This window comes from Actinomadura sp. NPDC023710, from assembly GCF_040639875.1.
GTDB classification, from domain to species: domain Bacteria; phylum Actinomycetota; class Actinomycetes; order Streptosporangiales; family Streptosporangiaceae; genus Spirillospora; species Spirillospora citrea.
On record NZ_JBFAGB010000007.1, the window covers coordinates 177,200 to 202,660 of the forward strand.

A 25,461-nucleotide genomic window follows, 5' to 3' on the forward strand; every position below is an offset into this window, starting at 1 on the left:
TCAAACGAGAACAGATTCTAGTTAAGCCGCTGCCCTACCGGTAGGGGTTGAACTGCAAAACGAGAACGTGATCTACTTTGGACGCCGGGCGCCCGCAGCGGGTGCCGGTGCTCACTGTGCTCACGTAGGGAGATCCGATGGGGTCATTGGGCTTTTGGCGGCTGGCGCAGGCCGATCCCGAGTGGGTCGCCGCCGTCGATCCGGACGGGACGCCGCACGCCGCGGGCGACCTGCTGGCACGCGCGAACCGGCTCGTCCACGGCCTGCGCGCGCTGGGCCTGGAGAAGGGCGACGGCATCTGCGGCCTCGTCCCGAACGGAGCGGACGGGGTCGTCCTCTACCTGGCGGCGCTCCAGGCGGGCTGGTACTACACGCCGATCAACTGGCATCTGACCGGCCCGGAGATCGGCTACATCGTCGCCGACAGCGAGGCCAAGGCGTTCTTCGTGCACGAGCGGTACGCCGCCGAGGGCACGCGCGCGGGCGAGGAGATCGAGGCGCACCGGCGGTTCGCGTTCGGGGAGGTCGAGGGCTTCCGGCCGGTCGCGGAGCTGGTGGACGGGCAGCCCGACACACTGCCGGACGACCGCACCAACGGTGCCACGATGCACTACACGTCCGGGACGACGGGACGGCCGAAGGGCGTCAAGCGAGCGCTGGCCGGGCTCGACCCCGACGACAGCGCCGAGCTGATGACCTTCCTGCTCGGCATGTTCGGCATTCCTCCGGGCCGCCCCGCCGGGGGCGAGCACCAGGCGCATCTCGTCACCTCCCCGAACTACCACACGGCCGTCACCCAGTTCGGCGGGACGGCCCTGCAGATGGGCCACACGCTCGTCTACATGGACAAGTGGGACGCCGAGGAGACCCTGCGGCTGATCCAGGAGCACCGCGTCAGCAACACCCACATGGTGCCGACGCACTTCAAGCGGCTGCTGTCGCTGCCGGAGGACGTCCGGTCCCGGTACGACGTGTCGAGCATGAAGTGGGCGATCCACGCGGCGGCGCCGTGCCCGGTGCCGCTCAAGCAGCAGATGCTCGAATGGTGGGGCGACTGCATCTGGGAGTACTACGCGGCGACGGAGGGCGGCGGGACGATCGCCAGCCCGGCCGACTGGCGCGCCCACCCCGGCACGGTCGGCAACGCGTGGCCGATCAGCGAGCTGCTGGTCGTGGACGACGACGGCGAGCCCGTCCCGACCGGGGCGCACGGCACGATCTACATGAAGATGGCCGGCGTCGAGTTCGAGTACAAGGGCGACAGGGAGAAGACGGAGAAGAACCGGCTGAAGGACTTCTTCACCGTCGGGGACATCGGGTACCTGACCGAGGACGGGTTCCTGTTCCTGTCCGACCGCAAGGCCGACATGATCATTTCGGGCGGCGCGAACATCTACCCGGCCGAGATCGAGAACGAGATCATCCTGCATCCCAAGGTCGGGGACGTGGCCGTGTTCGGCATCCCGGACGAGGAGTGGGGCGAGCAGATCAAGGCCGTCGTGGAGCCCGCCGAGGGCGTCCGGCCCGGCCCGGCGCTCGCGGAGGAGATCCTCGCGTCGCTGGAGGGGCGGCTGGCCAAGATGAAGTGGCCGAGGTCGGTCGACTTCATCGAGACGATGCCGCGCGAGCCCAACGGCAAGCTCCTCAAGCGCAAGCTCAGGGACCCGTACTGGAAGGACCGCGACAGTGCCATCTGACACGGCGCCCGCAGACACCGGGCAGCCCGAGCCGAACCACGTCCTGGAGTTCCCCGGCGGCTACACGCGTTCGGTCGGCCCGGTGATCGGCCGCTTCTTCAGCGAGCTGCGGGACGGCCGGCTGGTGGGCGTCCGGACGGCGGACGGCAGGGTCCTCGTCCCGCCGTCGGAGTACGACCCGGAGACCGGCGAGGACGTCACGGAGGAGTTCGTCGAGGTCGGCCCGGTCGGGACGGTCACGACCTGGTCGTGGGTGGCGCGCCCGGCGAAGGAGCACCCGCTCGACCGCCCGTTCGCCTGGGCGCTGGTCCGTCCGGACGGCGCCGACACCGCGCTCCTGCACGCCCTCGACCTCGGGATCTTTGAGGAGGGCGCGAAGCCGCCGAAGTTCCTCAGGACCGGGATGCGCGTCCGCCCCCGGTGGCGGGCCGAGCGCACCGGCGGGATCGGCGACATCGAGTGCTTCCAGCCCGAGGTCACCATGATCAACGCACCGACGCGGCTGGAGTACAGGCTCAAGGGCGGGCAGGCCCTGCAGCGCTTCCTGGAGGGCGTCTCCGAGGGCCGCATCCTCGGCCACAGGTGCCCGGTGTGCGAGTCGGTGATCGTCCCGATGAAGGGGCTGTGCCCGCGCGACGGCGTCCCCACGACGGAGGAGGTGGAACTGCCCGACACCGGCACCGTCACCACCTTCGCGGTCAACAACATCCCCGACCCGCGCGCGCCCGAGGTGCCGTTCGTGTCCGCCTACGTCCTGCTGGACGGCGCGGGCCTGACGATGCTGACGCTCGTGGCGGGCATCCCGGCCGACCAGGTCCGGATGGGCATGCGGGTGAAGGCGGCGTGGCGGCCCCGCGAGGAGTGGGAGCGGTCGATGGGCAACATCAAGTGGTTCGAGCCCATCGACGAGCCCGACGTCCCCTTCGAAGAGATCAAGGACTTCATGTGATGCCTCGTCCCGTGGCCGTGGTCGCGTTCGCGCAGACCGAGCACAGCGGTGAGGACCGGGGAATGGCCGAGATCGAGCTCCTGGCCCCCGTCATCACCGAGATCAAGGAGCGGACGGGCCAGAAGCAGTTCGGCTTCACCTGCTCCGGATCCTGCGACTACCTCGCCGGCGCCCCGTTCGCGTTCGTGTCGGCGCTGGACGCCCTCGGCGCGTGGCCGCCGATCTCCGAGAGCCACGTCGAGATGGACGCCGCCTGGGCACTGTACGAGGCGTGGGTGAAGCTCCAGCACGGCGACATCGACACCGCGCTCGTGTACGGGTTCGGGAAGTCGACGCAGGGCGACCTGCGCGCCGTCCTCACCCAGCAGCTCGATCCCTACCACCTGGCGCCGCTCGGCATCGACGCGGTGTCCCTGGCCGCGCTCCAGGCCCGCGCCTACATGGAGCGGTCGGGCGCCAAGGAGGACGACCTGCGGGCCGTCGCCGCGCGGTCCCGCGAGGCCGGGCACGGCAACCCGTTCGCGCTGCACCTGCCCGAGCCCGAGGGCGACGACTACGACGTCGCGCCGCTGCACCCCTACGACGTCGCGCCCATCACCGACGGCGCCGCCGCGATCGTCCTCGCGGCGGGCGACCGGGCCCGCGAGCTGTGCGAGCGTCCCGCGTGGATCACCGGGATCGACCACCGCACCGAGCCGCACGCGCCGGGCGTCCGCGACCTGAGCCGCTCGGAGTCGGCGCGCGTCGCGGGTGAGAAGGCCGGCGCGACCGGGATCGAGGTCGCCGAGCTGCACGCGCAGTACACCCACGAGGAGCTGATGCTGCGGGAGGCGCTCGGCCTGGGCGAGGACGCGGCGGTCAACCCGTCCGGCGGGCCGCTGTCGGCGAACCCGATGATGGCCGCCGGCCTCATCCGGATCGGCGAGGCCGCGTCCCGCATCCACGACGGGTCGGCGTCCCGCACGCTGGGACACGCCTCGTCCGGCCCCTGCCTCCAGCAGAACCTCGTCTGCGTCCTGTCGGGAGAGAACCATGGCTAACCGTTGCGCGATCATCGGCGTCGGGCAGACGGCGTACAGGACCAAGCGGCTGGACGTCTCGATGGCCGGGCTGCTGCGCGAGGCGGCCCGCCGGGCGCTGGAGGACGCGCAGCTGACCTGGAAGGACATCGACGCGGTCGTCGTCGGCAAGGCCCCCGACCTGTTCGAGGGCGTCATGATGCCGGAGACCTTCCTCGCCGAGGCGCTCGGCGCCGCCGGCAAGCCGATCATGCGGGTGCACACCGCCGGGTCGGTCGGCGGCTCCACGGCGATCGTCGCGGCGGGCCTCATCCAGGGCGGCGTCCACGACCGCGTCCTCACGATCGCGTGGGAGAAGCAGTCGGAGTCGAACGCGACATGGGCGCTGACGGTGAACTCGCCGTTCACGACGTCGCTGGTCGTGGGCGCGGGCGGCTACTTCGCGCCGCACATCCGCGCCTACATGCGCCGGTCGGGCGCCCCCGACCACGTCGGGACGCTCGTCGCGGTCAAGGACCGGCAGAACGCCCTGAAGAACCCGTACGCGCACCTGAAGATCCCCGGCATCTCCCGCGAGATGGTCGAGTTGACGCCCATGCTCTGGGAGCCGATCCGCTACCTGGAGACGTGCCCGTCGTCGGACGGCGCGTGCGCGATGGTGCTGGCCTCGGAGGACGCGGCGAAGAAGGCCCCGGCCCCGCCCGCGTGGGTGCACGGCACGGCGATGCGGTCGGAGCCGATGCAGTTCGCCGGACGCGACACCGTGAGCCCGCAGGGCGGCAAGGACGCGGCGGCGGACGTCTACCGGCAGGCCGGCATCGCGGACCCGCGTCGCGAGCTGGACTGCGCCGAGGTCTACGTCCCGTTCTCCTGGTACGAGCCGATGTGGCTGGAGAACCTCGGGTTCTGCGGCGAGAGCGAGGGCTGGAAGCTCACCGAGGCGGGCGCGACGGCCCTGGACGGCGACATCCCGTGGAACCCGTCCGGCGGCGTCCTGTCGTCCAACCCGATCGGGGCGTCCGGGATGATCCGGTTCGCCGAGGCGGCACTGCAGGTGCGCGGCCAGGCGGGGGAGCACCAGGTGGACGGCGCGCGCCGCGCGCTCGGCCACGCCTACGGAGGCGGAGCCCAGTTCTTCGCCATGTGGATCGTCGGCAGCGACAAACCCTGATTCCCGGAGGCCCGTCCGATGGAGTTCAACCACGCTGACCTGTTCGAGGGTGTCGCGGACGCGATCGGGGACCGTCTCGCGCTGGTGTGCGGCGACCGGCGGCTCACCTACGCCGAGCTGGACGAGCACGCCAACCGCCTCGCGCACCATCTGGCGGACGCGGGCGTCGGACCCGGCCAGCACGTCGCCGTGCAGCTCTACAACGGCGTCGAGTACGCCGCCGCGCTGCTGGCCGCGCTGAAGATCCGGGCCGTGCCCATCAACGTCAACTACCGGTACGTGGAGAGCGAGCTGCTCTACGTGTACCGGGACTCCGACAGCGTCGCGCTGCTGTACGACGTGGAGTTCGAGGACCGCGTCGCGGCGACCGTCCCGGAGGCGCCCGAGCTGCGGCACCTCGTCGCGGTGGGCGGCGAGCCGTCCATCCCGGGGGCGGTCGCCTACGAGGACGCCCTGAAGGACGCCTCGGGCGCACGTGACTTCCCGGCGCGTTCCAGGGACGACCTCTACATCATCTACACCGGCGGGACGACCGGGATGCCGAAGGGCGTCATGTGGTCGACCGAGCAGATGCTGCTCGCGTTCTGGAACCCCACGTATCCCCGTCCGACCAAGCCGGAGGACATCGTCGAGAACGCCCGCAACGGCGGCCCGATGACCATGATGCCGGTCGCGCCCCTGATGCACGGCGCCGCGCAGATGGCCACCTGGATCGCCTGGTTCATGGGCGCGACGCTCGTCTACACGCGCAAGTTCGACGCGGCCGACGTGTGGCGGACGATCGAGCGGGAGAAGGTCAACTCGCTGACGATCACCGGGGACGCCATGGCGATCCCGATGGCGGAGGAGCTGGCGCGCGGGGACTACGACACCTCGTCCCTGCTGGCCTACGTCTCCACCGGCGCGATCTTCACCGGGACGGTCCGCGACCGCATCCAGCGGCTGCTGCCGAACACGATGATCCTGGACCGCTTCGGCTCCACCGAGTCGGGCTCGACGGCCGAGGCGGTCGCCGGCTCCACCCCGGAGAAGGGGCTGCGGTTCGCGCCGGACGTGGAGAACGTCACCGTCCTGGACGACGCGTTCCAGCCCGTCAAACCGGGATCCGGCGTGATCGGCCAGGTCGCCCGCACCGGCTACATCGCGCAGGGCTACTACAACGACCCGGAGAAGACCGCCAGGACGTTCCCCCTGGTGGACGGCAGGCGCTGGCTGCTCACCGGCGACATCGCGACCGTGGAGGAGGACGGCTCGATCGCCGTGTACGGCCGCGGCTCGCAGGCGATCAACACCGGCGGCGAGAAGGTGTTCCCGGAAGAGGTCGAGGCCGTCCTCAAGGGCCACCCGTCCGTCTACGACGCGGTCGTGACGGGCATTCCGGACGAACGCTGGGGCAACCGCGTCGCTGCGGTGATCCAGCCCTCCGGCGCGGAGCCGTCCTTCGAGGAGCTGAACGAGCACTGCCGCAGGAAGCTGTCGGGCTACAAGGTGCCGCGCGTCTACGCGTTCGTCGCGGAGATGAAGCGCTCCCCGGCCGGCAAGGCGGACTACCGCTGGGCGAAGCAGGTGGCGGAGGGGGCCAGATAGGGGTCGGCCCCGAACCTTCGTGGGATTCGGGGCCAGGCGCGGACCTCTGTTAGTGGTCCTGACAACGCCAGGTTAGGTGCAGCCCCGCAGTGGTGCGATCATTGAACGGTGTCGGCTGCGCCACACGCCGCCGGCGTCCCGCCTGGTCCCGCCGGGGTCGGGTCGATAGAATCTCCCTCAAAGAGTCGCTCTTGAAATGAGTGTCTCTACATGAGAGACAAAGGGAGAGAGGTCAAGGCGTGTCGACCCCGGAGCGCGAGCGGATGGCGGGCGAGCTGCAGATGGCGATGCAGCGCAGCACGATGTTCACGGTGCTGCTGCACCATGCCACCGCGAGCAAGGCGGGCATGAACGTCACCGACGCGCAGTGCGTCAACGCGCTGTCGCTGGACGGCCCGCAGACGCCCGGCCAGCTCGCCGAGCTCATGGGCATCACGACCGGCGGCGCCATCACCGCCGTGATCGACCGCCTGGAGCGAGCCGGCTACGTCCGCCGCACCCGCGACCCCGACGACCGCCGCCGCGTGATCGTCGAACTCGTCGAGGAGAACGTCGCCCAGTTCGGCCGCTACTTCGAACCGATAGGCCGCGCCTTCCGCGACCGCCTCGACACCTACACCGACGACCAGATGGCCCTCCTCCTCGACTGGATCCGCCACAACAACGAGACGATGCCGTCCGTCATCGAGGAAATCCGCAAACTCCCCTGACAACGCCCACCGCCCGGCCGCCGGAAACCTCACGCGGACGCGACGACCTCACTCATCCGCCAGGCCCGAATGTGGACGCTTGACGGCCCGCTGCGCTTACATGAAGTCGGCGTGGCCTGGCGGGCCCCCACGGCCATGCCCGGCGAACCGTCTCGGCCTCCCCGGCGGAAGGGCTGCACGCGTGGGCATCGAGCACACCCCCAAGGAAGCGGTCGACAATTCGTCGGTACAGCCCCGGAAGCCGGGTTTGCGCCCCGACAATCCCGGCTCCCCGGACCAGCCGTCCCGCCTGCAAAGCCTCGCCCGTGCTCGCGAGCCCGCCCAGTCGCAGAACGCCGACGAAGAACAGGCCGGGGCCGTCTCCAAGGACAGGCCTGCGGAGCAGGGCCTCCTTGCCGGGGGAGCGGAGAACGATGATCTGTCCGCCTGGATCGCCGCGGCCGAGCAGCACCTCGGAAAGCCAGAGCCCACAGCCGCCGACGGCGAGGACTCCACGAACGACACCGAGGAGAGGATCGAGGTAGCGGCGGATCGCCTCGACATCCCTGACGACCTCAGCGCCGTAGTCGAGTATGGGCGTCCACACAGAACGGATGAAGGCGGCGAGAAGCAGGCGCTCCCGCTCTTTGACGGAATTCCCAAAAGGGAGGATGCGCGGCAGGGAGCGCTTGGCGACTGTGGCGTTATCGCCGCGATGGGAGCCGTGGCCGGAACAGTGCCGGACAAGATTCAGAGCTCAGTGCGGGACAACGAAGACGGCACGGTGACCGTCTCCTTGCATGAGACGGAGTTCAAAGATGGCGACGTTGTGACCCCCACTGGCCGCATCCTTGACATAACGGTCACGAAAGACGTTCCAGTGCTCGCCGAAAAGCCGGGCGAAGCCGCGTTCGCGCGGTGCACGAACGCCGGTGTGACTTGGCCTGGATACATAGAAAAAGCCCTGGGAGCCGTGGATGAAACCTGGCCCCCCGAACGTGGCCAGAATCCGTTGCTCGGCAATCCGGTCGAACGTGGCTATGCTCGTCTCGACAAGGGGACCGGAGCATGGACGCAGGCCGAGATCCTCGCACAGTTGACCGGTCGACCGGCGTGCGTCGACCGGTTGAACACAGACCCCGGAGCCGCTGCTGACAACGAAGCGGTCCTCACTGCCTTGGTCGAGTCCGGGCGGCCAACCGTGGTCTCGACCGTGCCAGATTTCATGCAACGTGCTGATCCCAAAGTGTACAAACTGAGATGCCAGCATGCTTACGAGTTGATCGGTGTTGAGGACGGCAAGGCCCTACTGCGCAATCCCTACGGCCACAAGCATCCCGATCCGGTACCGATCGCAGAATTTACGAAACATTTCAATAGCTACTACGCTGCACTTGAAGGTGAAACCGGAGGTGGATGAAGATGGAAGGCGTTACCGGACATCGGATCAAGCCAAATCGGTTCTACACGATAGGTAAAGCCGGTTTCGACGTGGCGACGGTGAAGCGACTGGACCCTCCAGAGGTGCTTCTTGGTGTGTCCATGGAGGAGACCGGAGAGGAGTTCGAGTACACACTCCGCCCTGGTGACACCTTCCCGGTGGATGACCAGACGTGGCAGGTCGCGGAGGTTGTATTCCCCGACAACGCCGACTGGGAGTGGGAAGTAGTAGTCCGCCGAACCAGTTGATCAGGAATGCCACCTGGGCAATTCCTCAGGGCCTCCCTCATGACTTCTACCTCGTTCTTGCGAGGCTGTTGAGGGAGGCGCCGGGACTGGGTGCTACTGGGTCTCGGTGATGCGGGTCGCGGTCTGGCCGGAGAAGCGGACGGTGGCGTTGTGCGGGGAGGCCTTCACCCACTGGTCGAGTCCGTCGACGGAGCATTTGCTGACGTCGGGCGGGGTGGGGGTGCCGTTGGGGCAGGTGCCTCCGGCGACGTACAGGACGGTGTCGGTGGCGGTGAAGAAGACGACGTTGCCGACGGTGTACTTGCCCGGCGCCAGGTAGCGCAGCGGCCCCCACTTGGTGGTGATCTGCTGGCCGCCCTGCTGCGCGAGCGGAGTGTGCCGGCCTCCCGGGGCACCCGAACCGCCCGAGCCCTGCGGGGTGGAGGGAGCGCCCGGCGAGGACCCGCCGTCCGGCGTCGACGACTCGCTCGGCGCGGAGCTCGCGGGCGAGGAGGGCGCCGCCGCGGAGTTGCCGTCGCCGTTACCGCCGCAGGCCGTCAGGCCAAGCGCCAGTGCCGCCGCCATTCCGGTGATCACGATCTTCCGCATGGGTCCTCGCTCTCGCTCTCGGTGCGCGACCTCCCGTGGCCGCGCTTCTGCCGGATGAGATGAGGTGGTGCCCGGAGGAAGTTGGCGCGCCGGGACGTGATCAATCCGACCGGCCGATCCCCGAACCCGCGCGCAACTGCGGCCGTCTGGATGTTCTACCGGTACAGAAAAGTTCGTCCAGGGCACCGAAACTTTTCCTCGGCCCCATTCATGGCTGATGCGTGGGAGCACGACAGATCGTGACTCGTCGGCCAGGGGGTGAGGGCGAGGCGAAAACCTGACGGTAGGTGTCAGGGTTCGGGGTGAGTATGGGGTCACCGGCCAGCACCGGGGGATTGAGATGTGGACCGGACCCTTCGTACTAGGACTTGCCATGCGTGAAACCAGAGAAGAACTCGCCGAGCTCCAGGCCCTCCTGGACGACTCGCTTTCCCGTTCCACCGCGCATCTGCGCTCGATCATCAACGTGGAGAGGACGTTGACCGCGCGGCAGCTCTGCCAGGTGCTCACCGGCATGTGCACCCTGGCCCTGTCCACGGTGACCGCCAAGGGGGAGCCGCGGATCAGCGGTGTGGACGGGCACTTCCTGCACGGGAAGTGGTACTTCGGCACGGCGCGCGACGCGGCCAAGGCCCGCCATCTGGCCGCACGGCCCGCCGTCAGCGCGGCGCACCTGCGCGGGGAGGACCTGGGGGTGTTCACGCACGGCACGGTGGAGATCCTCAACCCGCCGGACGGGGAGCCGGCCGCGGACTGGCCGGACCTGCTCGCCTACTTCAAGGGCTTCTACGGTGAGGACGCCTTCGACTGGGACAGCGAGATCGTCTACTACCGGTTGCGTCCGCACTGGATGGCCGCCTACGCGCCCGACATCGCCAAGCTCACGGTGGAGTCAGGGGCCTGACCCGGCCGGATCGGCTGGTGGGGCGGCCTCGGAGGAGGGCCGTCGTTCAGGGCTCCACGAGCCGGCCCAAGGGTCCCTAAAGCCTGGACGGCGGGCGTTTCGGGCTCCATCCGGCGGGCGATGGTGTGGCCATACGCGTCCCGGCTTCGCTGTCGTTGGCCCGGGTACTTGCCGGTGGTGCGTGGCACCCGTCGGGGGGTTTCATGGCTGTGCAGTTGGAGGGGCAGACGGTCGTCCTTGTCGGCGGCAGCGCGGGCATCGGGCTGGAGACCGCGCGGCTCGCCCGGTCCGAGGGGGCCGAGGTCGTCCTCACCGGTCGCAATCCGGAACGGCTGGAGCGGGCCGCGTCGGACGTGGGCGCGCGGGACACGGCGGTCTTCGACGCCAACGACGAGGCCGCGGTGGCGGGCTTCTTCCAAGGGCTCGCGTCTCCGATCGACCATGTGCTGATCACGGCCGGCGGGCCGCGCTACAAGCCGCTGCTGGAGATGGACGCCGACGAGGTGCGCGAGGAGGTCGGCGGGCACATGGTGGTGGCGCTCCAGATCGCGCGCAGCGCGGCCCCCAGGATGCGCCCCGGGGGCACGCTCCTGCTCATGGGCGGCACCGGCGGTCGCCGCATCCACCGCGGACTCGGGCTCATCTCCGCCGCCACCGCGGCGCTGCCCCCGTTCACCGCGACCCTCGCGCTCGAACTCGCGCCCGTCCGGGTCAACCTCATCGCCGCGGGCTTCGTCGACACGCCGCTGTCGGCTTCGCTTCTCGGGGACCGGCTCGACGAGCGCAGGAACGAGCTGCGGTCGACGCTCCCGATCGGCCGGGTCGTGGGTCCGGCCGACGTCGCCGCGCTGGCCGTCCACATCATGGCCAACACGGCGCTCACCGGCGCCACCTACGACATCGACGGCGGCCAGCAGTTCGTCCAGTGAGGGTCAGGTGGCGAGGCGGCCTCGGAGGAGGGCCAGCAGGGTCGCTCGGACGTCGTCCAGGGAGCGGCCGGGCTGGAGGGCGCGCCAGTCCAGGGCGACGGTGAGGACCATGCCGAAGACGGCGGAGGCGGCCGTGCCGGTGTCCAGGTCGGAGCGGAGGTCGCCCGTGGTGACGGCTTCGCGCAGGACGTCGGCCACGACGCCGATGGCCCGCTCGCGGATCAGGCGGGCGGCGTGCTGCCAGTCGCCGCCGGCCCGCCACGTCTCGGCGATCAGGAGCCGGGCGAAGGACTCGTGCTCACCGATGAACACCAGCTCGGCGGTGACGACGGCCTCCAGCGCCTCCAGCGGGGGACGGCCGGACGCGGCCTCGCGCAGCGCGGTGGCGAGGCGGTCGACGCCGTACTCCAGCAGCGCCGCGAACAGCGCGGCCTTGCTGTCGAAGTTGTAGTAGACGGTGCCCTTGGCGACGCCGGCGCGCTCGGCGATCTGGTCGACGGTCGTCGCGGCGAGCCCGCTCTCGGCGATCAGCTCGATCGCCGCGGTGAAGAGCTTCTCCCGGGTCGCGATGCGGGCCACGTCCCCCTGCCTCCGATCAGAGCCTCAGTGCCGGGTGCAGGCGCTTCATCGTCCAGACCCGGTTGTGCCGGACGGCCAGGGCGGTGAGCGCGAGCCCGCCGGCCAGGAATGCGGCCAGCACCGCACAACCCTGCCATACGGAGGTCAGGTCGCCGCCGCTGATCAGGTGCCGGACGGCGTCCACGACCCACGGCATCGGGAGATAGGGGCGGACGGCCTGGAAGAACGCCGGGCTCGTCTCGATCGGGTACGTGCCGGCGGCCGAGGTGAGCTGGAGCATCAGGAGCGCCAGCGCGATGATCCGGCCGATCGGCCCGAAGCGGGCGTTCACCCACTGGATCACCGCGAGGAACGCGGCGGACGCGAGCGCGAGGAACGCGACGAGGCCCGGCCAGTGCTCGGCGCGCAGGCCGAGCGCGAAGTGCAGGACGGCGAGGACGACGCAGGCCTGCGCCGCGCCGATCGCCGCGGCGGGCAGCCAGCCGGCGAGCGCGACGCGGCGTCCGGGCGCGGTGCCCGCGAGCGCGCGGGGGTTCAGCGGGCGCAGCAGCATGTAGATGATCATGCCGCCGACCCACAGGGAGAGGGGGACGAAGAACGGCGCGAACCCGGTCCCGTAGTTCGGTACGGCGTTCTCGGTGGCGCTGGCCAGCCGCACCGGGTTGCTCATCATGTCGTCGCGTGCGGCGCGTTCCTTCTTGCCGTAGTCCGGGATCTGGGAGACGCCTTCGTCCAGGCCGTTCGCCAGTTGCTCGTTGCCGGTGGAGAGCTGCGCGAGGGCCGTCTCCAGCGTCACCGCGCCGCCGGACAGCCGCCCCAGGCCGCCCCGTAGTTCGCCCGCGCCGCCCGAGAGGACGCCGAGGCCGGAGGTGAGCTCGGACGATCCGGAGAGCAGGCGGCCGGCGCCCGCGTTGACCCGCTGGGTTCCGGCGTTGAGGCGGTCCACGTCGCGGCGCGCCTGCTCGACCTTGGCGGCCAGGGAGGGCGCGTCCTCGGCGATCTTGCGGGCGGCCCGCTCGACCGTCCGGGCGTCGGCGGCGACCTTGCGCAGGTCGCCGGTGTGGCCGCTGACGTAGCCGTCCACCTGCTTCGCGACGGTGACGACCTGCGCGGCCGCCCGGGTGAGGTCGTTGCGCACGTCCGGCGGCACTTCCGGGTGCGCGGCGAGGTAGGTGCCCAGTTCGGCCTGCGCCTTCTCCGCCCGTTGGACGGCGGCGCCGGTCTGGGCGGGGAGCCGTCCGGCGCCGTCGGCGAGGGCGTCGGCCCCTCGGGCGACGGCGAGCGCGGCCTGGCGGATCTCGGGGGCGTTCTCCCCCAGCAGCGGGACGAGGGTGTCGCCCGCGCGGTCGACGGTCGTGGTCAGCCGCTGCATCCCGGCGGCGACCCGGCCCGTTCCGGTGCGGAGTTCCTCCAGGCCGGAGGTCAGCTTGCCGCTGCCGGAGCGGGCCTCTTCGATGCCGCCCTTCAGCTTGCCCGCGCCTGCCTCGGCCTTGCCCGCGCCTTCGGCGAGCCTGCCCGCGCCGTCGTGCGCCTGGCCGGAACCTTCCGCGAGCTTGTCCGCGCCCTGGGCCGCCTTGCCGAGTTCGCCGTGCAGCTTGCCGAAGGAGAGGAAGATCTGGTCGAGGTAGCCGCGCACGGCCTCGCTCCCGGCGGCGGCGCTGATCTCCTTGAACGCGGCCTGGGCGAGCGTCCCGACCACGTAGTTGTTCGCGTCGTTCATCTGGAGCCGCAACCCCGCCGGTGCGGGCGTCCCGTCCCCGGACGGCGACGCGATCCTCGCGCTGAAGTCCGCGGGGATCGTCAGCGACATGTAGTACCTCCCCGATCGGACGCCCTCCTCGGCGTTCGCCGCCGAGACGGTGCGCCAGTCGAAGACCTTGCGCTTCTTCAACTCCTCCGCCAGGTCGGCCCCCGCGTGGACGGTCTTGCCGCCGGCCTTGGCGGGCTCGTCCTGGACGACCAGCGCGACCGGAACGTGCTGGAGCCGCGCGTACGGGTCCCAGAACGACCAGAGGTAGAGGCCGGCGTACAGCAGCGGAAGCAGCACGAGCCCGGCCATCGCGACGCGGGTCAGCCGGTTGCGCTGGAAGCGGCGCAGCTCAAGGCCGCCCGAGGTCAACGCGGGAAGTCTCATCGGGGGGATCTCCTCGGTCAGAGCGAGAGTGCGTGGGTGGCGTGGCCCTCGGCGGGCGCGGCGTCGTGGCAGGACGCGATCACGGTGACGCCGGTGGCGGCGATCCCGGCCAGCCGCCGCCACAGGTCGCGCTGCCGGTCGGCGGGCAGCCCCTCGTCGACGTCGTCGAGCAGGAGCAGCCCGGGATCTCCGGCGAGCGCCAGGGCGGCGCCCAGGAGCCGCGCCTCGTCGGGCGCGAGTGCCTGGGCGAGCGTTCCGGGGCGGACGTCCAGGCCGACCCGTTCGAGGGTCCGGCGCCTGCGGGCCTCGCGCCCGCGGAACCGGCCGAAGACGCCTTCGCGCAGGGCGAGCGCCTCGTCGACGTGCTCCCGGACGGTCAGCGCCGGGTCGAGTTCGGTCACCCCCGGCACGATCCCGAGGGCCGCGACCCGCTGGATCCGCCTGAGACCGGTGACCCCGCCCACCGCGACCGTGCCCTCGGCGGGCCGCATGCGCCCGGCGAGCGTGAGCAGCAGCGCTGTGCGCCCGGTTCCCGCGATGCCGCCGACGGCGACCAGCGCGCCGGCCGGGACGTCCAGTTCGACGTTTCGGAAGACCCAGCCGCGCGCGCCCTTCGCCCCGAGGCCCCGCGCCCGCACGGGCATTCCGCGTGCGGGCGCGGGGCCGGCTCCGGGGCGGCCCCCGCCAGCCCCCGAGCCGATCGGGCGGGGTCCAGGGACGGGCGCCGCGGTCCCCCCGGCCATGGCGGCCGTCCCTGGAGTCTGGTGCTCGGACGTCATCGCGGCCTTCCGAAGAATTTGTACTGACCGGTCAGTACAAACCTAGCTCCGTAATGAACCGCGCGAATCCGCCCGAAGCGGTGACATCAGACACGTGACCCCCACGACTCGGGTCACACAGAACAGAGCCGTGATTTGGGTCACACGCGGCACGTCCGACCAGGGAGGCGGCGTGATCGCTATTGGACGGGCCGTCTGATCTGACAGACTCCGGGGATGACCGAGTCGTCACACGCGCACCGCAGGCTGGCCGCGCTCATGGCCGGGATGGGCACCCTCCACATGATCGCTCCGAAGCCGTTCGACGCGCTCGTCCCCGAGCGGCTCCCCGGGGGCCCGCGGACCTGGACCTACCTCAGCGGCGTCGCCGAGCTGGCCTGCGCCGCGGCCGTCGCCCACCCCCGCACCCGCAAGGCGGGCGCGCTCGCCACGGCGGGCCTGATGGCGGCGGTCTTCCCCGCCAACGTCAAGATGGCCCGCGACTGGCGCCACCGCCCGCTGCCCCTGCGCGCGGCCGCCTACGGCCGTCTCCCGTTCCAGGCCCCGCTCATAGCCTGGGCGCTCCACGTGGCCCGCAAAGCCGACTGACGACCCGTCCGCGCGGCTCCTCTCGGAATGGCATCATTTGGCAGCGGTGCGTGTTGACGAGGGGTCGGTGACAAGTGGAAGCACTCCGTGCGGAGGATCCTGCCGAGATCGGCGGCTATCCGCTGCTGGGCCGTCTGGGCGCGGGGGGCATGGGGCAGGTCTACCTGGGGTTGACCGGTAGCGGGCGGCATGTCGCGCTCAAGGTGATCCGGGAGGACTTCGAGGGGCCGACGGCGCTCGCCCGGTTCCGCCGCGAGGTCGCGACCGTCGAGCGGGTGCGCAGCAGGTTCGCCGCCGCGATGGTCGGCGCCGGCCTGGACGCGCCGCCGTACTGGCTGGCGACGGAGTACGTCCCCGGGCCGACGCTCCGGCAGGCGGTGGCCGCGCACGGGCCGCTGCCCCCCGAGACGTGCCTGCGGCTGCTCGCCGAGCTGGCCCAGGGGCTGCTGGAGATCCACCGGCACGGCGTCCAGCATCGCGACCTCAAGCCGGGCAACGTGATCCTCGCCCCGGACGGGCCGCGGCTGATCGACTTCGGCATCGCGCGCGGCGAGGGGCAGACGCAGATCACCCAGACCGGCGCGTGGAACGGCACCCCCGGCTTCGTCGCCCCCGAGGTCGTCCGCGAGCAGCAGCCCCTCCCCGCGTCGGACGTGTTCTCGCTCGCCGGGACGGTCGCCTACGCCGCCACGGGACGTCCCCCGTTCGGCGGCGGCCGCATCGAGGCGATCATCCACCGCACGCTCAGCGGTGAGATCGACCTGGAGGGCGTCGACCCGCGCGTCGCCGGCCTGGTCCGGCAGTGCGCCGAGAAGGAGCCCGGGGCCAGGATCGCGCTGGAGCGTCTGCTGCGGCAGGCGCCCGCGCCGGGTCCCCTCGCCGCCGATCCCGCCTACCGGCGGATCGTGGGCGTCCCGAGGCCGATGCCCGCCAGCGTCACGGACGCGGTCGCGTCGGGTCTCGTCCCGGCCGACCGCACGAGGACGGTCCCGGGCGTCTCGCGCGGACGGTCGCGCGCCGCCGTCATCGCGGCGGGCGCCGGGGTGGCCGCCGTCGTCCTGGTGGGCGCCCTCCTCGCGCGGTTCGCCCTCGACGGGGACGGCGGCGACAAGAACCCGAACAAGCCGCAGGCAGGGCAGGGAACGCACGGCGGGACCGCGACCGGTGACCCCGCGGGCTCGACTCCAGGCGGCAGGACCCCGGGCGCGGCCCAGGGCGCAGACGGCGCCCCGCCGGACCGGATCCTGGTCAAGCAGCCCGGTGACATCGCGGAACTCCGCTGGAGCAAGGCGAGCTCGACGTGCCAGCCGGCCGCCCGTCCGGAGGACTTCGACCTCACCAGGGACACCCAGACGTCGGCGCCTCGCGAGCCGTACACCAAGAAGACCGTCGAGTTCGGCCTGCGCTTCAAGTACTCGGAGCCGCCCAAGTACTACGTGGCCGTCCAGGTCCGCCCGCCGGCGGAGCAGCAGGGGAACGGCGTCACCGGCGTGGTGCAGAGCAAGCCGCACCTGTACCCCGGCAACGCCGCATGGCTGAACATCCGCTACCCGTCGGAGTTCGAGTGGGAGGGCGCCGGGAACGGCACCTATCCGCTGATGAAGGGCGACTGGACGATCATCTGGTTGCACGTCCACCCGAACGGCGACGCCTACTACCTGACCTGCGACGGCTTCACCGTCGCCTAGCCGCTTCGGTCAGCGGACGGTGATGACGGCGGAGCCGTGGCCGAAGAGGCCCTGGTTCACGGCGATGCCGGCCCGCGCGTTCTCGACCTGGCGGCCGTCGGCCCGGCCGCGCAGCTGCCAGGTCAGCTCGCAGACCTGCGCGATCGCCTGCGCCGGGATGGCCTCGCCGAAGGAGGCGAGCCCGCCGCTCGGGTTGACCGGGACGCGGCCGCCGAGCGTCGTGGCGCCCGACCGGAGCAGTTCCTCGGCGCCGCCCCTCTCGCACAGGCCGATGTCCTCGTACCAGTCGAGTTCGAGGGCCGTGGACAGGTCGTAGACCTCGGCGAGCGAGAGGTCCTCGGGGCCGAGGCCCGCCTCCTCGTAGGCGGCGTGCGCGATCGCGGACCGGAACGGCCGGTCGGGCTCCGGGACGGTCATCGCCGAGTCCGTCGCGAAGTCGGGCAGGTCCAGGACGGTCTTCGGGAACGTGGGGGTCGCCGTCGACAGCGCCGGGATGCGCACCGGGTCGGCGATCCCGTGCCTGCGCGCGAACTCCATGGACGTCAGGACGAGCGCCGCGCCCCCGTCGCTGGTGGCGCAGATGTCCAGCAGCCGCAGCGGGTCGGCGACCACGGCGGACTCGCGTACGTCCTCCACGGTCACCTCCTTGCGGTACCGGGCGTTCGGGTTCGACAGCCCGTGCCGGGCGTTCTTCACCTTGACGGCGGCGAAATCGTCCAGCGTCGCGCCGTACACGGCCATCCGCCGCCGCGCGTACAGGGCGAAGTAGATGGGGTTGGTCGCGCCCAGGAGGCGGAAGCGGAGCCAGTCGGGGTCGTCAGGGCGGTCCCCGCCGACGGGCTTGAAGAAGCCCTTCGGCGCGGCGTCGGCGCCCACGACCAGTGCGACGTCGCAGAGACCCGCGAGGATCTGCGCGCGCGCGTTGTTGATGGCCTGCGCCCCGGACGCGCACGCGGCGTAGCAACTGGACACGCGCGCACCCGACCAGCCGAGCGCCTGCGCGAACGTCGCGCCCGCGATGAACCCCGGGTAGCCGTTGCGGATGGTGTCGGCGCCCGCCACGTACTGGACGTCCGTCCACGCGAGCCCGGCGTCGGCGAGCGCGGCCCGCGCCGCCGCGAGCCCGTACTCGACGAAGTTGCGGCCCCATTTGCCCCACGGATGCATGCCCGCGCCGAGCACGGCGATGTCGCGCGTCATCTGACGGGCCTCCACATCCAGACGGTGTACTCGGCTTCGTCGTCCTCGTAGAGGACGCCCTCGGTCAGCTCGACCTCCATGCCGACCGCGAGGTCGTCGACGGTGTGGCCGGGGGCGACCTGGCCCAGGACGACCATGCGCTCGGCTTCGAGTTCGACGGCCGCGACGGTGTACGGGACGAACGGGTCGGGGGAGACGTACGGGGGCGGCGGCTTGTACCGGGAGTCGGCGTACGACCAGATGCGCCCGCGTCCCGACAGCGCGTACGGCTCCAGCTCGGAACCGTCCTTCGGGCCGGCGCAGCCCGGGTTGCGGCAGGCCAGCTCGTTGCGCGGGAAGTACGGCGTTCCGCAGGCGCCGCAGCGGGTACCCAGCAGGCGGACGTCGCCGTCCCCGGTGGTGAACCAGCCCTCGATCGCCGGACGGCGTTCCTTGGTGGTGGTCACGCGGTCCTCCTCGTCTCCGACCGGGCGCAGCGTAACAACCGAGCAAGCGCTCGGAACGGGACGTGTCCGGTGAGCGGGACGGCCCGGTCGCGGACCCGTGCGAACCCACCTAACTGACTCGTCAGTCACTTCGGTACAGTGAACCACCGAGTCGGATTCTGGTGATGCCGCCCGCAGGGTGCGAACAGGCAGGCCCTCAGGGTGCGGACAGGTAGGGAGCGTGCGGATGCGGACTGGTCTAGAGGGCAAGACGGCGCTGGTCACCGGGGCGTCCCGGGGGATCGGGAAGGCGATCGCCACCGCGCTCGCCGCCGAGGGGGCGAACATCGTCCTCTCCTCCCGCAAGCAGGAGGCGCTGGACGAGGTCGCCAAGGAGATCGGCGCGGCGCACCCGGGTGCGGGCGTCCTGGCCAAGGCGGCGCACGTCGGCGACGCAGAGCAGGCCGCCGCGTGCATGGACGCGGCCGTCGCCGAGTTCGGCGGCCTCGACATCCTCGTCAACAACGCCGGAACGAACCCCTACTTCGGCCCGATGGCCGACATCGAGCCCGCCGCCGCGGCCAAGACCGTCCAGGTCAACCAGTTCGCGATCGTGCAGTGGACGCAGCTCGCGCTGCGCGCCTCGCTCGCCGAGCGCGGCGGCGCGATCATCAACATCGCCTCGGTCGGCGGCATGGTCACCGAGCACGGCATCGGCTACTACAACGCCACCAAGGCCGCCGTGATCCACCTCAGCCGGCAGTTCGCGATGGAGCTGGCCCCGAAGGTGCGCGTGAACTGCATCGCGCCCGGCCTGGTCAAGACGCACCTCGCCCGCGCCCTGTGGGAGAACAACGAGGCCGAGATCAGCAAGTACATGCCGCTCGGCCGCCTCGGCGAGCCCGAGGACATCGCCAACGCCGCGGTGTTCCTCGCGGGCGACGCCTCGTCCTGGATGACCGGGCAGACGCTCGTCGTGGACGGCGGCGCCACCATCCGGCCCTCGATCGCCTGACCGACCGGGAACACCGCCCAGAAACAGGGAGAAGCGCATGTCACGCTGGGGACTGACCATTCCGCTGACCGGCCTCCCGCTGGCCGAGCACCGCGAGATCGTTTCCGGGTTGTCCGGGCTCGGCTACACCGACGCCTGGTCGGCCGAGACCAACGGCGCCGACGCCTTCACCCCCTTGGCGCTCGCCTCGCAGTGGGACCCCGGGCTGCGCCTCGGTCCGGCGATCGTCCCGGTCTACACGCGCGGGCCCGCCCTGCTGGCCCAGCAGGCCGCCACCCTCGCCGACCTCGCGCCGGGACGGTTCGTCCTGGGCATCGGCACCTCGTCCGACACGATCGTGCAGCGCTGGAACGGCATCCCGTTCGACGAGCCCTACAAGCGCACCCGCGACACGCTGCGCTTCCTCCGCAAGGCGCTCGCGGGGGAGAAGGTGAAGGAGGAGTACGAGACCTTCGCCGTGAGGGGCTTCAAGCTGGACAGCGCACCGGCGACGCCGCCGCCGATCGTCCTCGCGGCGCTGCGCCCCGGCATGCTGCGGCTCGCCGCCCGCGAGGCCGACGGCGCGATCACCAACTGGCTCGCGCCGAAGGACGTCCGGACGGTCCGCGGCGCGCTCGGCGACGAGCCGGAGCTGATCGCGCGGCTGTTCGTCTGCCCCACCGACGACGCCGCGGAGGCCCGCGCGATCGGCCGCTGGATGATCGCCGCGTACATGACGGTCCCCGTCTACCGGGCGTTCCACGAGTGGCTCGGACGCGGCGAGGCGCTGCGCGCGATGAACGAGGCGTGGGCGGCCGGCGACCGGAAGAAGGCGCTGGAGGTCATCCCGGACGAGGTGGTGGACGACCTGATCGTGCACGGCTCCCCGGAGCGGTGCCGCGCCCGCGTCCGCGAGTACGTCGACCACGGTCTCACCACGCCCGTGCTCGCGATCGTTCCAGGTGGGGGCCTCACCACGGCGGAGGCGGTGCGGGCGCTCGCCCCGAGTGCGGACTGAGACCGTCCGATCACGTCCCGATGTTTACGGCCGGGAGGAGCGGGGAGGGTGGGGCAAATCCCTACAGCGAACGAAGAGACGTGAGGAGCTGATCGTGCTCACGCTGACCAGCGGTGCCGTCCAGGTCATCCGTACGGTGACCGCCAACCCGGAGCTTCCGCCCGAGACCGGCATCCGCATCGAGTCCGGGCTCGACGGCTCGGACGCGCTGCGGCTCTCGGTGGCCCCGGCCCCCGAGGCCGGCGACCAGGTCGTGGAGGAAGAGGGCGCCAAGGTGTACCTGGAACCCACGGTCGCCGAGATGCTCGACGACAAGACCCTCGACGCCCAGGTCGACCCGCAGGGCGACGTGGCCTTCACCATCGCGGAGGGGTCGGAGGGAACTCCCACTTGACGTAGGAGGACGGGACCGGGGCGCGCCCACCGGGCCGCCCCGGTCTCGTGTTCTCCGACGTGTCAGCGCATCGCCGCGACCACGGCGACCACGGCGAACACGAACGCCGCCGCGGTGAGGACCGCGAACGCCGCGATCACCGCGCAGGCCAGGCCGCGCGGCTGGTCGCGCCAGGTGGGGGAGCGGTCGCGCGCCTGCCGGTCCGGTTTTCGCCGGATCGACCGTCCCGCGTCCAGGGGGTCGGGCGAAGGCGGGGTCGTCACGAGCGCCAGTGTTGCAGATAGGTCGCTCCACCCGCCGCCCGCCCGGGACGCGACATCGCGGGGCGGACGCCCACGTCCCGGCGGCCGTCAGGCACCGGTCAGCCCGGGAACGACGGATGCGGGCCGAGGGCCCAGTACTCGAAGAGGCCGTAGCCGGTGGCGGCGCCGGTGGGCTGCGCGCCGTCCAGGTACTCGTACCGGCCGACCGCGTCGACCATGCCCCACATGCGGGCCGCGTCGTCCGGCTTGCGGGTGTCGTAGGCGACGCCCTCCACTTTCAGGTCGGGCCCCTGGTACATGCCGTGCTTCCAGTCGGGCTCCAGCCCGTAGCCGGTGCCGACCATGAGGTGGACGGGCAGGATCGGCGTCGCCCTCATCTCGAACGGCTCCCCGCCGGGCGGCGCGAACCGGAGCGTCGCCGTGACCACGTCGCGGGTGCCCTCCGCGTACTCCGGACGGTATTCGGGACGTCCCAGGTACTCGGCCTCGCGGTCCGGCCAGACGCGGGTGGCCTCCTCCAGGAGGCGGCGGCCCTTCTCGTCCTCCTGCACGATGCAGAGGACGGCGTGGTCCTCGAACTGCATCGGCGCGTAGAGCCAGTAGAACGTCCCCGCGTTCTTCGCCTGGATGCCGGGCGGCTCCGACTCGCCCACGGGCCGGATGCCCCAGGAGCGGTCCCGCGAGCCCCACCAGTGGTCGGGCGTGACCTCGATGGTCTCGCCGTCGACCGTGATGGTCCCCGTCCAGCGGCCGGTCTGCGCGAGGCGGCGGGAGTCGAAGATGACGCGCTCCTGCCAGCGCAGGTAGTGCGGCTGCTCCAGCGTGGCCGGGACGGACCCCTCCCACGTGAGGTCGAACGACAGGCCGTGCTCCGTCTCGTCCAGGACGACCCGGAGCCGCTTCAGCCCCTCGATCACCTCGACGCGGAACGGCCCGACCGTGGTGTCCATCCGGTCGTTCCCCAGCTCGCGGGACGCCCGGACGACCTTGTGCACCGGCCCGCGCCGCACGACCGCGAACGCGTCCATGACGCCGAGGTTCGGGTACTGCCCGATCCCGATGATCATCATGAGCTCGTCCGAGCACGGGTGGACGTTGAAGTAGTACCGGTCGTAGAAGTTGCGGTCGGAGGTGGTGACGTGCCGCATCACCTCCGGCGCCTGGTGGATCGGGTAGTCGTCGAGCGGTGAGAGCGTCACCGGTCCCCTCCCAGGATGCGGGCGAGCAGCTGCGTGCAGTTGTTGTCGTGGGGGAAGTCGGCCGTCTCCTCGATCCAGCCGAAGTCGATCATCGCCTGCCCGATCCGCGCCATGATCACCGAGAACTTGAAGCCGGACAGGATCTCGTAGTACGGCATGTGGCGCATCGGGCGCCCGAGCAGCTCCTCGTAGCGGGCGACGGTCTCGGCGTAGGAGGGGAAGCCCTCCAGCCGGGCCGCGCCGACGCCTTCGGAGTGGTGCCGGTCCAGGAACATGAACCAGGCGAGGTCCTCTTCGGGGGCGCCGAGCACGGCGCCCTCCCAGTCCAGCACCGCAGCGGGCGCGCCGTCCTGGAAGATCACGTTGCCGATGCGGGCGTCGCCCCACAGCGCGACGGGGGCGTCCGGCTCGTCGGGGCGGTTCGCCTTCAGCCACTCCAGGGCCCTGAGCGCCGTCTCCTGCGGCCCCTGGTAGGCCCAGCTCAGGTAGTGCTCGTAGTAGTTGAGCCGCTGGTCGAGGCCGGGCGCCCCCCAGGCCGGCTGGTCGAGGAAGCCGAGGTCCAGTTCGAGGACGTCCAGCCGGTGCAGCCGCGCCATGATCTCCAGGGTGGACCACCACATCCGGGCCCGCTCGCCGGGCGGCACCCCGGTCACCCAGCCGTCCATGTGGTACGGCGGCATGTCGGTCGGGACGCGGCCGTCGACGCGGCCCATCACGAAGAACGGGGCGCCGAGCACGTCGCGGGACGGCTCGTACCAGCGGATCGGCGGCACCGGGATGGAGGTGCGCTCGTCCAGGATCCGCATCAGCCGGTACTGCTCCTCGAACCGGGGCTCGGGGAAGATCTGGTACTTCTCGGGGGCGACCCGCGCGACGAGCGGCTCGCGTCTCGGCGCGCCGTCGCCGCCGTTCCACTCGGCCTCGAACAGCAGGGTCTCGTTGGAGAAACCGCTGGTCTGGGGCGTCTCCACGTGCGGGATGCGGGCGCCGGGCAGACGGCCGTCCAGCCACCGCGCGAGGGTCCGCCTGGTGGTCTCGGGATCGCGCTGGTCGGGAACGGGCATCGCACCGCCTCCTTGCCGTGCCTACTGGCCGGGGTTCGCGCCCGAATTAGAACGTGTTCTATCAACGGGCCGGGGGGTGGTCAATGGGCGGGGACGACCGCGTGAAAAAATCGCCGGATGCGCCTCACCAAGCTCGGACACGCGTGCGTGCAGCTCACCGAGGACGACCGCACGATCGTCATCGACCCCGGCTCGTTCAGCGCGGCCGCGGACGCGCTGGCCGCCGCCGACGCCGTACTGATCACCCATGAGCACTTCGACCACTTCGACGCCGACGCGCTGCGGGCCGCGATGGCCGAGCGCCCCGCCCTGGAGGCGTGGACGTCCCGCGCCGTGGCGGAGAACCTCGCCGACCTCGGCGGACGCGTCCACCAGGTCGGCCACGGCGACGCCGTCACGATCGCCGGCTTCGACGTCCACGTCTACGGCGAGGACCACGAGCTCATGCACCCGGACCTGCCGCCCGTCCCGAACGTCGGATTCCTGGTCGACGGCGAGGTCTTCCATCCGGGGGACGCGCTGACCGTCCCGTCCGAGCCCGTCCCGACGCTGTGCCTGCCCGGCAACGCGCCCTGGATGCGCGCGCTCGACCTGTACGAGTACACGCGGGCGGTCCGCCCGGGGCGCGCCTTCGCCGTCCACGACGGGCTGCTCAACGACATCGGCCTCCAGGTGATGGAACGCGTCCTCACCAGTGCCGGCGACGAACTCGGCAAGGAGTTCGTGCGCCTCGCCCCCGGCACGTCCGTGGACCTGGCCGCCACATGAACGCCTCCCCCCGCATCCCCGCGGCCGCCGAGCCGCCGGCCGGCGAGCGCGCCGGCTCCGCCGAGCACGGAGCGGGCCTCGCCGAGCCCCGCTCCGTCCAGGCCGTGTTCTTCGACATCGGCGAGACCCTCATCAACGAGGGCGAGATCTACGGGCGCTGGGCCGACTGGCTCGGCGTCCCCCGGCACACCTTCCTCACCAAGCTCGGCGCGCTGCTCGCGACCGGCGGCGACCACGGGGACCTGTTCGAGTACTTCCGGCCGGGGTTCGACCTGGAGGAGGAGCAGCGGCGCCGCGAGGAGGCGGGCGTCCCGAACGGGTTCGGGCCGGACGACCTGTACCCGGACGCGCGGGCCTGCCTGTCGGGCCTGCGCGACCAGGGCCTGTTCGTCGGGATCGCGGGCAACCAGCCGGTCCAGGCGGCCGAGCAGATGGCGGAGCTGGCCCTGGACGCGGACGTCGTCGGCATCTCGGACGTGTGGGGCGTCAGCAAGCCGTCCCACGAGTTCTTCGAGCGCTGCGCCCAGCTCGCCGATGTTCTGCCCGACCGCGTCCTGTACGTGGGGGACCGTGTCGACAACGACGTCCGGCCCGCCCTCGAGTTCGGGATGCGGGCGGCGTTCCTGCGCCGTGGCCCGTGGGGGAACATCCAGCGGGACGACGAAGCGCTCGGCGAGTGCCTGTTCGTGCTCGACGACCTGGCCGGCCTGCCGAGCCTCGTCGCCGAGCACAACGCCGGCCGCGCTCTGGGGCCGGCCGCCCCCTAGGGGACGTCCCGTACTCCTGAGGTAGCAGCGGGGAACAGGCCGCGAGAGCGATGTGAGGCCGCCCGTCCGGTTCGTAGCGTGAAAGACATGGCCGCACGAAACGCGGCCGTGTTCATCGCTCGACGAATCGGGGAGACAAGAACCCATGAACGGCCTCTATCGTTCGCGTCACGACCGCGTCATCGCGGGTGTCTGCGCCGGTCTCGCACGCCGGTTCGGCATGACCCCCTGGACCGTCCGGATCCTGTTCCTGCTCTCGTGCCTGCTGCCCGGGCCGCAGTTCGTCGTCTACCTGGTCCTCTGGGTCATGATGCCGAACGAGGACCGCCACATGGCCGGCGCCCGCTAACTCAAGATCAACGATTGCGCTCGACCGGGG

The 25,461-nt window shown here is 71.3% G+C and carries 27 protein-coding genes; 18 read left to right on the plus strand and 9 right to left on the minus strand.

All coding sequences use genetic code 11. The annotated features are described in order from the left end of the window. The first annotated feature begins 137 nt into the window (after positions 1 to 137). The 8 genes from AB0H37_RS10815 to AB0H37_RS10850 all read left to right on the plus strand — a co-directional run bounded on the left by AB0H37_RS10815 (position 138) and on the right by AB0H37_RS10850 (position 8,801). Entirely contained in the window at positions 138 to 1,697 is a 1,560-nt protein-coding gene (locus tag AB0H37_RS10815; protein ID WP_360612240.1) for an acyl-CoA synthetase, read from the plus strand. Beyond that, positions 1,687 to 2,646, plus strand: coding sequence for an OB-fold domain-containing protein (locus tag AB0H37_RS10820; RefSeq protein ID WP_329085925.1), 960 nt, complete (start codon positions 1,687 to 1,689; stop codon positions 2,644 to 2,646). The genes AB0H37_RS10815 and AB0H37_RS10820 overlap by 11 nt, the downstream gene beginning before the upstream one ends. Beyond that, positions 2,646 to 3,686, plus strand: coding sequence for a thiolase domain-containing protein (locus AB0H37_RS10825; protein WP_360612241.1), 1,041 nt, complete (start codon positions 2,646 to 2,648; stop codon positions 3,684 to 3,686). The genes AB0H37_RS10820 and AB0H37_RS10825 overlap by 1 nt, the downstream gene beginning before the upstream one ends. Next, the gene (locus tag AB0H37_RS10830) at positions 3,679 to 4,836 is read left to right on the plus strand and encodes a thiolase domain-containing protein (protein WP_360612242.1); all 1,158 of its coding nucleotides are present in this window, start codon (positions 3,679 to 3,681) and stop codon (positions 4,834 to 4,836) included. The genes AB0H37_RS10825 and AB0H37_RS10830 overlap by 8 nt, the downstream gene beginning before the upstream one ends. 18 nt (positions 4,837 to 4,854) lie before the next feature. Beyond that, positions 4,855 to 6,423: an acyl-CoA synthetase gene (locus AB0H37_RS10835; RefSeq protein WP_360612243.1), complete on the plus strand. Its 1,569-nt coding sequence runs from the start codon at positions 4,855 to 4,857 to the stop codon at positions 6,421 to 6,423. Between the two features lie 239 nt (positions 6,424 to 6,662). Beyond that, entirely contained in the window at positions 6,663 to 7,133 is a 471-nt protein-coding gene (locus tag AB0H37_RS10840) for a MarR family transcriptional regulator (RefSeq protein ID WP_329085933.1), read from the plus strand. Between the two features lie 181 nt (positions 7,134 to 7,314). Further along, positions 7,315 to 8,532: a hypothetical protein gene (locus AB0H37_RS10845; protein ID WP_360612244.1), complete on the plus strand. Its 1,218-nt coding sequence runs from the start codon at positions 7,315 to 7,317 to the stop codon at positions 8,530 to 8,532. Next, a complete protein-coding gene (locus AB0H37_RS10850; RefSeq protein ID WP_179837394.1) occupies positions 8,529 to 8,801 on the plus strand; it encodes a DUF6406 domain-containing protein in 273 nt (90 codons plus the stop codon). Before AB0H37_RS10845 ends, AB0H37_RS10850 begins: the two co-directional genes overlap by 4 nt. A 93-nt stretch (positions 8,802 to 8,894) precedes the next feature. Here the strand turns inward: AB0H37_RS10850 and AB0H37_RS10855 are convergent, their stop codons facing one another. After that, on the minus strand, positions 8,895 to 9,389 hold the full coding sequence (locus AB0H37_RS10855) for a hypothetical protein (RefSeq protein ID WP_329085938.1): 495 nt from the start codon (positions 9,387 to 9,389) through the stop codon (positions 8,895 to 8,897). A 373-nt stretch (positions 9,390 to 9,762) separates the two neighbouring features. Between AB0H37_RS10855 and AB0H37_RS10860 the strand changes: the two genes are divergently transcribed. Together AB0H37_RS10860 and AB0H37_RS10865 are read left to right on the plus strand one after the other, a co-directional pair. Next, entirely contained in the window at positions 9,763 to 10,293 is a 531-nt protein-coding gene (locus tag AB0H37_RS10860) for a pyridoxamine 5'-phosphate oxidase family protein (RefSeq protein ID WP_360612245.1), read from the plus strand. Positions 10,294 to 10,496: 203 nt separating this feature from the next. After that, positions 10,497 to 11,222, plus strand: coding sequence for an SDR family oxidoreductase (locus AB0H37_RS10865; protein WP_360612246.1), 726 nt, complete (start codon positions 10,497 to 10,499; stop codon positions 11,220 to 11,222). A 3-nt stretch (positions 11,223 to 11,225) separates the two neighbouring features. On the opposite strand, the gene AB0H37_RS10870 is transcribed toward AB0H37_RS10865, so the two are convergent. The 3 genes from AB0H37_RS10870 to AB0H37_RS10880 are packed head-to-tail and all read right to left on the minus strand — an operon-like array spanning position 11,226 to position 14,573. Continuing rightward, positions 11,226 to 11,801, minus strand: coding sequence for a TetR/AcrR family transcriptional regulator (locus AB0H37_RS10870; protein ID WP_360612247.1), 576 nt, complete (start codon positions 11,799 to 11,801; stop codon positions 11,226 to 11,228). A gap of 16 nt (positions 11,802 to 11,817) precedes the next feature. Continuing rightward, the gene (locus AB0H37_RS10875) at positions 11,818 to 13,935 is read right to left on the minus strand and encodes a YhgE/Pip domain-containing protein (RefSeq protein ID WP_360612248.1); all 2,118 of its coding nucleotides are present in this window, start codon (positions 13,933 to 13,935) and stop codon (positions 11,818 to 11,820) included. 17 nt (positions 13,936 to 13,952) lie between these two features. Beyond that, positions 13,953 to 14,573 (minus strand): ATP-binding cassette domain-containing protein, encoded by a 621-nt coding sequence (locus tag AB0H37_RS10880; RefSeq protein WP_329085948.1) that lies wholly within the window; start codon positions 14,571 to 14,573, stop codon positions 13,953 to 13,955. Between the two features lie 357 nt (positions 14,574 to 14,930). Here AB0H37_RS10880 and AB0H37_RS10885 point away from each other — a divergent pair, with 357 nt between their 5' ends. Then, positions 14,931 to 15,302 (plus strand): hypothetical protein, encoded by a 372-nt coding sequence (locus AB0H37_RS10885; RefSeq protein WP_329085951.1) that lies wholly within the window; start codon positions 14,931 to 14,933, stop codon positions 15,300 to 15,302. Positions 15,303 to 15,376: 74 nt separating this feature from the next. Next, positions 15,377 to 16,990, plus strand: a complete 1,614-nt coding sequence (locus AB0H37_RS10890) for a serine/threonine-protein kinase (RefSeq protein ID WP_360612249.1) — start codon at positions 15,377 to 15,379, stop codon at positions 16,988 to 16,990. Positions 16,991 to 16,999: 9 nt separating this feature from the next. On the opposite strand, the gene AB0H37_RS10895 is transcribed toward AB0H37_RS10890, so the two are convergent. Both AB0H37_RS10895 and AB0H37_RS10900 read right to left on the minus strand, forming a co-directional pair. Then, positions 17,000 to 18,190, minus strand: coding sequence for a lipid-transfer protein (locus AB0H37_RS10895; RefSeq protein ID WP_329085955.1), 1,191 nt, complete (start codon positions 18,188 to 18,190; stop codon positions 17,000 to 17,002). Next, positions 18,187 to 18,636, minus strand: a complete 450-nt coding sequence (locus AB0H37_RS10900) for an OB-fold domain-containing protein (RefSeq protein ID WP_229809989.1) — start codon at positions 18,634 to 18,636, stop codon at positions 18,187 to 18,189. The genes AB0H37_RS10895 and AB0H37_RS10900 overlap by 4 nt, the downstream gene beginning before the upstream one ends. A 226-nt stretch (positions 18,637 to 18,862) precedes the next feature. Between AB0H37_RS10900 and AB0H37_RS10905 the strand changes: the two genes are divergently transcribed. The 3 genes from AB0H37_RS10905 to AB0H37_RS10915 all read left to right on the plus strand — a co-directional run bounded on the left by AB0H37_RS10905 (position 18,863) and on the right by AB0H37_RS10915 (position 21,021). Further along, positions 18,863 to 19,630, plus strand: a complete 768-nt coding sequence (locus AB0H37_RS10905; RefSeq protein ID WP_179837383.1) for an SDR family oxidoreductase — start codon at positions 18,863 to 18,865, stop codon at positions 19,628 to 19,630. A gap of 37 nt (positions 19,631 to 19,667) precedes the next feature. Then, positions 19,668 to 20,627: an LLM class F420-dependent oxidoreductase gene (locus AB0H37_RS10910; protein WP_360612250.1), complete on the plus strand. Its 960-nt coding sequence runs from the start codon at positions 19,668 to 19,670 to the stop codon at positions 20,625 to 20,627. A gap of 94 nt (positions 20,628 to 20,721) precedes the next feature. Further along, a complete protein-coding gene (locus tag AB0H37_RS10915; RefSeq protein ID WP_089310191.1) occupies positions 20,722 to 21,021 on the plus strand; it encodes a Fe-S cluster assembly protein HesB in 300 nt (99 codons plus the stop codon). A 62-nt stretch (positions 21,022 to 21,083) separates the two neighbouring features. On the opposite strand, the gene AB0H37_RS10920 is transcribed toward AB0H37_RS10915, so the two are convergent. The 3 genes from AB0H37_RS10920 to AB0H37_RS10930 form a co-directional block, all read right to left on the minus strand. Then, complete coding sequence (locus AB0H37_RS10920) at positions 21,084 to 21,284, minus strand: hypothetical protein (protein WP_329085964.1); 201 nt, start codon at positions 21,282 to 21,284, stop codon at positions 21,084 to 21,086. 98 nt (positions 21,285 to 21,382) lie between these two features. After that, the gene (locus AB0H37_RS10925) at positions 21,383 to 22,483 is read right to left on the minus strand and encodes a hypothetical protein (protein WP_329085966.1); all 1,101 of its coding nucleotides are present in this window, start codon (positions 22,481 to 22,483) and stop codon (positions 21,383 to 21,385) included. Further along, the gene (locus tag AB0H37_RS10930; protein WP_329085968.1) at positions 22,480 to 23,547 is read right to left on the minus strand and encodes a phosphotransferase family protein; all 1,068 of its coding nucleotides are present in this window, start codon (positions 23,545 to 23,547) and stop codon (positions 22,480 to 22,482) included. The genes AB0H37_RS10925 and AB0H37_RS10930 overlap by 4 nt, the downstream gene beginning before the upstream one ends. A gap of 117 nt (positions 23,548 to 23,664) precedes the next feature. Between AB0H37_RS10930 and AB0H37_RS10935 the strand changes: the two genes are divergently transcribed. The 3 genes from AB0H37_RS10935 (at position 23,665) to AB0H37_RS10945 (ending at position 25,431) form a co-directional block, all read left to right on the plus strand. Next, positions 23,665 to 24,315 (plus strand): MBL fold metallo-hydrolase, encoded by a 651-nt coding sequence (locus AB0H37_RS10935; protein ID WP_179837378.1) that lies wholly within the window; start codon positions 23,665 to 23,667, stop codon positions 24,313 to 24,315. Further along, positions 24,312 to 25,082 carry an HAD family hydrolase gene (locus tag AB0H37_RS10940; RefSeq protein WP_360612251.1) on the plus strand — a complete coding sequence of 257 codons (771 nt, stop codon included), beginning with the start codon at positions 24,312 to 24,314 and terminating at the stop codon, positions 25,080 to 25,082. The genes AB0H37_RS10935 and AB0H37_RS10940 overlap by 4 nt, the downstream gene beginning before the upstream one ends. 145 nt (positions 25,083 to 25,227) lie before the next feature. Further along, positions 25,228 to 25,431, plus strand: coding sequence for a PspC domain-containing protein (locus AB0H37_RS10945; protein WP_179837376.1), 204 nt, complete (start codon positions 25,228 to 25,230; stop codon positions 25,429 to 25,431). Positions 25,432 to 25,461 lie beyond the last annotated feature (30 nt).